The organism is Rhodoplanes elegans (assembly GCF_016653355.1).
Classification (GTDB): domain Bacteria; phylum Pseudomonadota; class Alphaproteobacteria; order Rhizobiales; family Xanthobacteraceae; genus Rhodoplanes; species Rhodoplanes elegans.
Genome location: NZ_NHSK01000031.1, coordinates 21,927 through 31,322 on the forward strand (window position 1 = coordinate 21,927; position 9,396 = coordinate 31,322).

8 protein-coding genes are annotated in these 9,396 nt (G+C 69.4%); 6 read left to right on the plus strand and 2 right to left on the minus strand.

All coding sequences use genetic code 11. The annotated features are described in order from the left end of the window. Window positions 1-157: 157 nt before the first annotated feature. Together CCR97_RS02075 and glnA are read left to right on the plus strand one after the other, a co-directional pair. A complete protein-coding gene (locus tag CCR97_RS02075; RefSeq protein WP_111356758.1) occupies window positions 158-496 on the plus strand; it encodes a P-II family nitrogen regulator in 339 nt (112 codons plus the stop codon). A gap of 60 nt (window positions 497-556) precedes the next feature. Next, a complete protein-coding gene (gene glnA, locus CCR97_RS02080; protein ID WP_111356759.1) occupies window positions 557-1,966 on the plus strand; it encodes a type I glutamate--ammonia ligase in 1,410 nt (469 codons plus the stop codon). A gap of 148 nt (window positions 1,967-2,114) precedes the next feature. Here the strand turns inward: glnA and CCR97_RS02085 are convergent, their stop codons facing one another. After that, a complete protein-coding gene (locus tag CCR97_RS02085) occupies window positions 2,115-2,966 on the minus strand; it encodes an alpha/beta fold hydrolase (RefSeq protein ID WP_245428802.1) in 852 nt (283 codons plus the stop codon). A gap of 195 nt (window positions 2,967-3,161) precedes the next feature. Here CCR97_RS02085 and CCR97_RS02090 point away from each other — a divergent pair, with 195 nt between their 5' ends. Both CCR97_RS02090 and CCR97_RS02095 read left to right on the plus strand, forming a co-directional pair. Then, window positions 3,162-3,602 carry a MarR family winged helix-turn-helix transcriptional regulator gene (locus CCR97_RS02090; protein ID WP_111356773.1) on the plus strand — a complete coding sequence of 147 codons (441 nt, stop codon included), beginning with the start codon at window positions 3,162-3,164 and terminating at the stop codon, window positions 3,600-3,602. Between the two features lie 114 nt (window positions 3,603-3,716). Continuing rightward, window positions 3,717-5,744 (plus strand): PhoX family protein, encoded by a 2,028-nt coding sequence (locus CCR97_RS02095; protein WP_111356761.1) that lies wholly within the window; start codon window positions 3,717-3,719, stop codon window positions 5,742-5,744. Window positions 5,745-5,884: 140 nt separating this feature from the next. Here the strand turns inward: CCR97_RS02095 and CCR97_RS02100 are convergent, their stop codons facing one another. After that, a complete protein-coding gene (locus CCR97_RS02100; RefSeq protein WP_111356762.1) occupies window positions 5,885-7,219 on the minus strand; it encodes a GGDEF domain-containing protein in 1,335 nt (444 codons plus the stop codon). 536 nt (window positions 7,220-7,755) lie between these two features. Between CCR97_RS02100 and CCR97_RS02105 the strand changes: the two genes are divergently transcribed. Then, window positions 7,756-8,529: an EF-hand domain-containing protein gene (locus tag CCR97_RS02105; protein WP_111356763.1), complete on the plus strand. Its 774-nt coding sequence runs from the start codon at window positions 7,756-7,758 to the stop codon at window positions 8,527-8,529. Between the two features lie 315 nt (window positions 8,530-8,844). Further along, the coding region (locus CCR97_RS02110) for an EF-hand domain-containing protein (protein WP_201159262.1) at window positions 8,845-9,396 on the plus strand (552 nt) is incomplete at its 3' end.

The window sequence follows — 9,396 nt, forward strand, 5'->3', positions numbered from 1 at the left end:
GGCTCCGGGGCCGCCGCGGCCGGGCCCCGGGATGGCGACGTCAATTGCTTGCGGCAGGGGCGGAAAACCTCTCCGGCGGCGGTTGGCATAGACCCTGCTAACGGGGGAGCGGGCCGGCTGGCAACGGCCTCCGGCGGGCCGGGGGAGACGAGGTGATATGAAGAAGATCGAGGCGATCATTAAGCCCTTCAAGCTCGACGAGGTGAAGGAGGGCTTGCAGGAAGTCGGCCTCCAGGGAATCACCGTGACCGAGGCCAAGGGCTTCGGGCGACAGAAGGGCCATACCGAGCTCTATCGGGGCGCCGAATACGTCGTCGACTTCCTTCCCAAGGTGAAGATCGAGGTTGTTCTGGCCGACGATATGGTCGAGAAGGCCATCGACGCGATCCGTCGCGCCGCACAGACCGGGCGCATCGGCGACGGCAAGATCTTCGTCTCCAATGTCGAGGAGGTCATCCGGATCCGCACCGGAGAGACCGGCCTGGACGCCATCTGAACCCGGGCCTGGCCGAACCCCCGGGTTATTCGTAACGCTCGCAACGCAAAGGACGCATCTATGACGACGGCCAAAGACGTGCTGAAGCTGATCAAGGACAACGACGTAAAGTACTGCGATCTGCGCTTCACCGATCCGCGCGGCAAGTGGCAGCACGTCACGATGGACATCTCCCAGATCGAGGAGGAGACCTTCTCCGAGGGCGTCATGTTCGACGGCTCGTCGATCGCCGGCTGGAAGGCGATCCACGAGTCCGACATGTGCCTGATGCCGGATCCGGCGACCGCCACGATCGACCCGTTCTTCGCCGAGACCACCCTGGTGCTGGTCTGCGACGTGCTCGAGCCGACCACCGGCGAGCCCTACAATCGCGATCCGCGCGGCATGGCCAAGAAGGCCGAGGCGCTCGTCAAGTCGATGGGCATCGGCGACACCATCTATTTCGGCCCCGAGGCCGAGTTCTTCATCTTCGACGACGTCAAGTTCTCGGCCGACCCGTACATGACCGGCTTCAAGCTCGACTCGATCGAGCTGCCGATCAACGGCGCCACCGACTACGAGGGCGGCAATCTCGGCCACCGCATCGGCTTCAAGAAGGGCTATTTCCCGGTGCCGCCGCAGGACTCGGCGCAGGACATGCGCTCCGAGATGCTCGCGGCCATGGCCAAGATGGGCTGCAAGGTCGAGAAGCACCACCACGAGGTGGCCTCGGCCCAGCACGAGCTCGGCCTGAAGTTCGCGCCCATGACGTTCATGGCCGACCAGCTGATGACCTACAAGTACTGCATCCAGATGGTCGCCAACATCTACGGCAAGACGGCGACCTTCATGCCGAAGCCGATCTACGGCGACAACGGCTCGGGCATGCACTGCCACCAGTCGATCTGGAAGGACGGCAAGCCGGTGTTCGCCGGCAACAAGTACGCCGACCTCTCGGAGACCTGCCTGTCCTACATCGCCGGCGTGATCAAGCACGCCAAGGCGATCAACGCCTTCACCAACCCGACCACCAACTCCTACAAGCGTCTGGTGCCGGGCTTCGAGGCGCCGGTGCTGCTCGCCTACTCGGCGCGTAACCGCTCGGCCTCGTGCCGCATCCCCTACACCACCAACCCGAAGGCCAAGCGCGTCGAGGTCCGCTTCCCGGATCCGCTCGCGAACCCGTATCTCGCCTTCGCGGCGCTCCTGATGGCCGGCCTCGACGGCGTCAAGAACAAGCTCGATCCCGGCCCGGCGATGGACAAGGACCTCTACGACCTGCCGAAGGCCGAGCTCAAGCAGATCCCGACGGTGTGCGGCAGCCTGCGCGAGGCGCTCGAGAGCCTCGACAAGGACCGCGACTTCCTCAAGGCCGGTGGCGTCTTCGACGACGACTTCATCGACGCCTACATCGAGCTGAAGATGACTGAGGTGATCCGCTTCGAGCACACCCCGCACCCGGTCGAGTTCGAGATGTACTACTCCGGCTGACGCCGGCTCTGTCCTCCTGATCGTTCGCAACGATCCATCTGGGGCGCCCCTCGCGGGGCGCCCTTTTTTCTTTGCTCGGCGTTCCTTGCTGCGCTTTCCTTGCTCGGCGCCTTCGTTCGACGGGCCCCGTGCTCGCGCGATCTCGCCCTCAGCTCTTCAGGAACGCCAGAATGTCATTGTTGAGCTGGTCCTTGTGGGTGTCGGCGAGGCCGTGCGGGGCGCCCGCATAGACCTTCAGCACCGCATGCGGCACCAGCGCCTTGGCGGCGTGCGCCGAGGCGTCGATCGGCACGATCTGGTCGTCGTCGCCGTGGACGATCAGGGTCGGCCGGTCGAACGTCTTCAGATCCTCGGTAAAGTCGGTCGCCGAGAACGCCGCGATGGAGTCGTAGGCGTTCTTGTGTCCGGCCTGCATGCCCTGCAGCCAGAAGGCATCGATCATGCCCTGCGAGACCGTGGCGCCCGGCCGATTGAAGCCGAAGAACGGGCCGCTCGCGATGTCGCGATAGAGCTTGGACCGGTCGGCGAGGCTCGCCGCGCGCAGGCCGTCGAACACCTCGATCGGCAGCCCGCCCGGGTTCTTGTCGGTCTTCAGCATCAGCGGCGGAACGGCCGAGATCAGGCCGAGCTTCTTGATCCGGCCGGTGCCGTGACGGCCGACATAGCGGGCGACCTCGCCGCCGCCGGTGGAGAAGCCGAACAGCGAGACGTCGCGCAGATCCAGCGCCTCGATCACCTGGGCGAGGTCATCGGCGTAGTGGTCCATGTCGTTGCCGTCCCAGGGCTGGCTGGAGCGGCCGTGGCCGCGGCGGTCGTGCGTGACCACCCGGAAGCCGTTGGAGGCCAGATGGAACGCCTGCGATTCCCAGGAGTCCGACGACAGCGGCCAGCCGTGGCTGAGCACGACCGCGGGGCCGCGGCCCCAGTCCTTGAAGTAGATCGCGACGCCGTCGCGGGTGGTGATGGTGCTCACGGTGGCCTTCACGGGGGTGACGCTCACGGTCTCGACTCCTTTCTCTCGGGATGAACTATTTATGACACGATTTAATCGTGCACGATTTATATGCCGACTGCGAAACCTTGGTCAAGCGCTTGCGATCAGATCGCGCGCGATTTATATGATCACGATCGAGTGAGGCTCCCCATGTCGCCGCGAGACACACACCCCGACACCAGCCAGGATTCGACCGCCGTCATGAGCCATGCGCTCGGGCGGGACGAGTTCCTGTGCTTCGCGCTCTACTCGACGAGCCACGCCTTCGGGCGCGTCTACAAGTCCCTGCTCGATCCGCTCGGGCTCACCTACCCGCAATACCTGGTGCTGGTGCTGTTGTGGCAGCGCGACGACCAGACGGTCGGGCAGCTCGGCGAGGCGCTCTTCCTCGACTCCTCGACCCTGACGCCGCTGCTCAAGCGCCTGGAGGCGGCCGGCCATGTCGCACGCCGCCGCGACCCCGAGGACGAGCGGCAGGTGCGGGTGAGCCTCACCAGCGCCGGGCGGGCGCTGCGCGACGCGGCGGCCCACATCCCCGGCAGCATCGCGCAGGCGTCCGGCCTCACGGCCGCCGACGCGCGCCGCCTGCGGACCGAGATCACCAGCCTGCGCGACGCCCTCGACCGCCATCCGCGCAGCTGACGGAGGCCTCGCGGCGGGGGCGTGCGGCGCCGTCGCCATAGCGGCCCGTCATGCCGCCGTGGCAATTCGCGGCTAAGGAATCCGCCCCCTTCCGCACCGAGACGAGGCGTCGCCATGCCGCTGACCCGTGCCCAGGCCTACGAGGCGTCCGACGATGTCGGGCGCAGCCCGACCGCGCTGCCGACGCTCGGCGACGTGATCGCCGCGCGCTTCGGCCGCCGCGACTTTCTCAAGGGCGCGCTCGGCGTCACCGCCATCATGGCGCTGCCCGGCATGGCCGCGGCGCAGGCCGAGCGCCCTGCCCCGGTGGCGCCCGGCGCCGCGCCGGGGCCGGGGACGCCGGCCGCCGGGGCCGATGTCCCGGCGTCGCGCTTCGTCTTCCCCGAGGTTCCGGCCGGCGTCGACGAGCGCCATCACGTCGCCGACGGCTACGACGCCGACGTGCTGATCCGCTGGGGCGACCCGGTGCTGCCCGGCGCCCCGCCGTTCGATCCGATGAAGCAGACCGCCGCCGCCCAGCGCCTGCAGTTCGGCTACAACAACGATTATCTCGGCTACATCCCGATGCCGGGCGCCGCGAACCCGGCCCGCCACGGCCTCCTCGTCGTCAATCACGAGTACACCAACGAGGAGCTGATGTTCCCCGGCCTCGGCCGGCAGGACCTGCGCAGCGTCGGCTTCGAGGGCATGACGCCCGCGCTGGTCGACATCGAGATGGCGGCGCATGGCGGCGCGGTGCTGGAGATCCGCCGCGGCGACGACGGCAAGTGGCGCGTCGTCGACGGCTCCCGCTACGCCCGCCGCATCGACGCGACCACCCCGATCGACGTGTTCGGCCCGGCCGCCGGCCATCCGCGCCTGCGGACGAGCGCCGACCCGTCCGGCCGGCGCGTGCTCGGCACCATCAACAACTGCGCCGGCGGCGTCACGCCATGGGGCACCTGGCTCACCTGCGAGGAGAATTTTCACGGGTATTTCGGCGGCACCCTGCCGGACGGCCATCCGGAGGCGCGGAGCCACGCGCGCGTCGGCGTGCCCGGCAACTGGGTCGGCTGGGCCCGCTACCACGAGCGCTTCGACGTGGGCCGCGAGCCGAACGAGGCGAACCGCTTCGGCTGGATCGTCGAGATCGATCCGTTCGACCCGACCTCGACGCCGAGGAAGCGCACCGCGCTCGGCCGCTTCAAGCACGAGGGCGCCTTCGTGCAGGTCAACCGCGACGGCCGCGTCGTCGTCTACACGGGCGACGACGAGGTGTTCGAGCGCGTCTACCGCTTCGTCACGGCGCGACCCTATGTGCCGGGCGACGCCGCCGCCAACCGCGATCTGCTCGACGAGGGCACCCTGTCGGTCGCCCGCTACAACGCCGACGGCAGCGTCGAGTGGCTGCCGCTGGTCCACGGCGAAGGGCCGCTCACAGCGGCCAACGGCTTCGCCAGCCAGGCCGACGTGGTGATCGAGGCGCGGCGCGCGGCCGATCTCCTCGGCGCCACCCGGATGGACCGGCCCGAGGACGTCGAGGTCGATCCGAAGACCGGCAAGGTCTTCGTGATGCTGACCAACAACACGCGGCGCAAGCCGGACGACACCGACCCGGCCAATCCGCGCGGCGCCAACCCGTTCGGCCACATCGTCGAGATGACGCCGCCGGACGGCGACCACACGGCGGCGCGGTTCACCTGGGACATCCTGGTGCGCTGCGGCGACCCGGCAATCGCCGCGGTCGGCGCGACGTTCCACCCGGCGACCAGCCGCGACGGCTGGTTCGGCATGCCGGACAACTGCGCCGTCGACCACATGGGCCGGCTGTGGATCGCCACCGACGGCAACTCGGCGCGCCGCACCGGCCGGGCCGACGGCGTCTGGGCGCTGGAGACCGAAGGGCCGCTGCGCGGCGCCGGAAAGCTGTTCTACCGCTGCCCCGTCGGGGCCGAGATGTGCGGACCGGTGTTCGGCCCGGACGACGAGACGCTGTTCGTCGCCGTCCAGCATCCCGGCGAATCCGACGAGAGCGATCCGAACGCCCCGCCCGCCACGTTCGAGGCGCCGGCGACGCGCTGGCCGGACTTCTCGCCTCGCATGCCGCCGCGCCCCTCGGTCGTCGCCATCACGCGCCGCGGCGGCGGCAAGATCGGGACGTGAGGCAGACGCGATCGGCTCGCGCGGCCGCGACGCGCCTCTTCCGGAAAGCCGAAGGCCGGCCCCCTGCCCGGGCCGGCCTTCGTCCCCAAAACCTCGGCCCGGAGGAGATACGGGCGAGGATGCCGAGAGATGTGACCTGATCACGCCGTCGCGGGCAGCGGGGCCTCGCCTTCGGGATGGGCGATCCAGGAGATGACGGCCTGCGCTTCCTCCCAGGCGCCGGAGTCGGCCTGCGAGGTGCCGATGCCGGCGACCACCACGGGCGGCAGCTCCGGGGCCGTCTCGGCGGCGGCCAGCACGGCCTCGCCCGGCAGCGCCCGCACGACGCGGTTGCGGCCCAACGCCTTGGCCCGGTAGAGCGCCGCGTCGGCCTCCATAAGCAGCACGGAAACGCCGGTCGCCGGATCGCCGGCGGCGAGCCCGACGCTGACGGTCGCGCCGATCACGTGGGTGCCGACCACCCGGCCCGCCTCCTCGAAGGCGCCGCGCACGCGCTCGGCCGCGATCGCCGCCTCGTCGGCGCCGCCCGGCAGCAGCACCACGAACTCCTCGCCGCCGAACCGTGCGATCAGGTCGGTCGCCCGCAGGCTCGTGCCGATGACACCGGCGAACAGCTTCAGCACCTCGTCGCCGACGAAATGGCCGTGGCGATCGTTGATCGACTTGAAGTGATCGAGATCGAACACCAGCGCGGCGAGCGGCTCGCGCTTGCGGGCCTGTGCGGCCTCGAGCTGCGGCGCCCCCTCGAAGAAGGCGCGGCGGTTGAACAGCCCGGTGAGCGGATCGAGCGAGGCGGCACTGCGCTGCAGCCGCACCACCTGGTCCTTGCTCAGCGTCATCACGATGAAGGCGGTGCCGATGACGTAGAGGATCGCCTCGAGCGCGAACACGGCGAACCAGCCGGTGGCGAGGCTGAAGAGGCCGGCATCGTCCGGCATCATCGAGGCGAGCGGCACCGGGGCGAGGAAGACGAGCCCGTGCAGCAGCGGCACGAACAGGGCCGGCCAGCGCTGCAGCAGCGCCTTGCGGCGCTCGCGCCACAGCTCGAAGGCGGTCAGGAAGGCGTAGACCGAGATGATCACCGAGCTGACGATCACGCGGTGCGACGCCGCCTCCATCAGGCCCGGCACCACGTTCAGCCCGAGCCACAGGACGGCGCCGGCCGACAGGCCCGGCCACATCACGCGCCGTCCGTGGAACACCCGCGCGGCGCTCCAGATCAGGCCGCAGGCGAGGAACAGAAGCGCGTTCGGGATGCTGCGCGGGATCGGCAGGCCGCTGCCGTCGAGGCTCCACAGCGCCACCGAGAAGCCGCCGAGCAGATAGGCCGCGCCCCACCAAGCGAGCGCCCGGATGCGCTCCTGCCGCCACACGCTGAGCAGGAACAGCCCGAGCAGCGCACAGATGCAGGTGGCGATGACGAACACGGTCGTCACGTCGAGCGCGATCGTCGCTGCCGGGTAGGAGGAGGCCATGACACGCTCCGCGAGCCGTTGAACGTCATGACTGTAGGCGCGCCGGTTCGATCGGACGAGCGGAGCTTGGCGAGACGCTTTGCGCGGACCTGAACGGGATAGACGGGTTTTCCAGGTGAAAATGATCACAACATGGGACGAATGCGTCGAAATCTCCGCGCAAACCTTAGCGACGCGGGATTACCAGGACCGATCAGGCACTTGCAGTCGGGACTGAAGATCGCGCCGACATTCGATTGAAATTGCCGGCACGGCGGCGCTCCGCGGCGGCTGCGAAGCCGCGAAACGGGTTAACCGAGAAGGGGGTACGGCCGAACCACCCGAGCGTGTATTGCGGTGCGCAACGGCGCCGAAACCGCCGTGACGACGCCGATCGGCGTGGTCGACGAAGCGTTACCGCGGTGGTCGGAAACCGGGGGGCCGACTTCACGGCCCGGCAAGCCGGGCATGTAATTCTGCGCCTGAAAATTCACTCCGCCTGCCGCGCTCCGGCGCCCGTCGCGCGCCGTCCCTCCAGGCAGCAGAGGCCATCCTCCATGAGCGTCAGTTCCGTCTCGACCTCGTCGAGCGCGCTGCTCGAGCAGCTCTACGCGCGGCTCGATCGCGACCGCAGCGGCGGCGTCAGCAAGGACGAGCTCCAGTCCGCTGCGACGTCGCGCACCGACCGCAGCACCTCGTCGGCCGACGTCGCGGAGCTGTTCCGTTCCGCCGACACGGACGGCAACGCGCTCCTGTCGAAGTCCGAGGTGAAGTCCGCCTTCGACAGCCTGTCGTCCGAGATGCGCAGCCAGCTCCTCGGCCTCCAGGAGACCCGCCAGCAGCAGACCGGGTCGTCGGCGCGCAGCGAAGCCGCGGAGCCCCCGCCCCCGCCCGAAGCACGCGACGAGGGCGACGGACCGCGCGGCCCCGCCGCGCCGGGTGGAGCGGGCGGCCCCGAAGGACCGCGAGTCGCCGCGATCGAGGACCCGGCAGACACCAATGGCGACGGTGGCGTGAGCCCGAACGAGCAGACCGCCTACGACGACACCGAGACGACGTCGGCGACGGCAGGCACCGAGACGGCGTCGACCGCGGAGGCGACGACCAGCGAGCAGGCGTCCGCCGCCACGACCGAGTCCGACGACAGCCGAACCGAATCGGCCACCGATGACGCCACCCCGGAGGCCGCGGCCACGAGCGACGCAGCCACGGAGGACACCTCGGCCGTGACGACGGCTTCCACGTCGGCGACGAGCGGCACGAGCGACACCAGCGAAGCGGACGACACCTCCGACGAGGCGTCCCGTACCGAATCCCGAGCTTCCACCTGACCCCACGACCGAGACGACGCAACGAACCGATCCTTCAGGGGGGCCTCGCGCCCCCCTTTTTTTGTTGCCGCGCGACGCCCGTGACGACGGCCCTCGCCATCGCGAAACCTCTGGCTTCCCGCCCGATCCGCATCGCGGCGGGCGCTGTCGGGCGGCTGCGAAGATGTCCCGCAACATTCCAGAAACAACTTCGTTTTCAGTTATTTACGACCCATCAACGAGGCCCTGCGAGCGTCCATCGTCATCGTCGACACTGGCCTGCCGTCCGCCGCGCGTGCCGCCCGCCCGGCATCCCAGTCAGCAAGGACAAGGTCCATGAGCGTCAGCTCGATCTCCTCCTCCACCTCCACCGAGCTTCTGAAAGCCCTCTACAGCACCCTCGATGCCGACAAGAGCGGCGGCGTGTCGCTCGGCGAGCTCACCACCGCGTCGGACGAACTCGCCGGCACGTCCGCGACCGACGCAACAAAGCTGTTCGAGAGCGCCGACACCGACAGCGACGGGCTGCTCTCCGAGTCAGAGGTGAAGACGGCGTTCGAGAGCCTATCCTCGGACATGCGCACCACGCTGCTCGCCGTGCAGGAGATGTCGTCCGAGACGGCGACGGCCGGCACGCTCGCGGCGCTGGTGAGCGACGCCGCCGAGGAGGCGTCGGCATCGAGCACCGCCGACGACGACAGCGGCACGTCGAGCAGCGATGCCGTCTCGGGCTCGGGCGGTGGCGGTGGGGGCGGCGCGGCCGCGACGAGCGAGGAGGAGTCCGGGCCGTTCGATGCCGCCGACACCAACCAGGACGGCGAGGTGAGCGCCGCCGAGCAGGCCGCCTGGGACGCGGCGCACGCAGCGGCCGAGGAAACGGCCGAACCG

What these genes read in the sequence shown, in the direction of transcription:
- CCR97_RS02075 (WP_111356758.1), top strand. Translation starts at nt 158, where the DNA reads ATGAAGAAGATCGAGGCGATCATTAAGCCCTTCAAGCTCGACGAGGTG.
- glnA (WP_111356759.1), top strand. Translation starts at nt 557, where the DNA reads ATGACGACGGCCAAAGACGTGCTGAAGCTGATCAAGGACAACGACGTA.
- CCR97_RS02090 (WP_111356773.1), top strand. Translation starts at nt 3,162, where the DNA reads ATGAGCCATGCGCTCGGGCGGGACGAGTTCCTGTGCTTCGCGCTCTAC.
- CCR97_RS02095 (WP_111356761.1), top strand. Translation starts at nt 3,717, where the DNA reads ATGCCGCTGACCCGTGCCCAGGCCTACGAGGCGTCCGACGATGTCGGG.
- CCR97_RS02100 (WP_111356762.1), bottom strand. Translation starts at nt 7,219, where the DNA reads ATGGCCTCCTCCTACCCGGCAGCGACGATCGCGCTCGACGTGACGACC.
- CCR97_RS02105 (WP_111356763.1), top strand. Translation starts at nt 7,756, where the DNA reads ATGAGCGTCAGTTCCGTCTCGACCTCGTCGAGCGCGCTGCTCGAGCAG.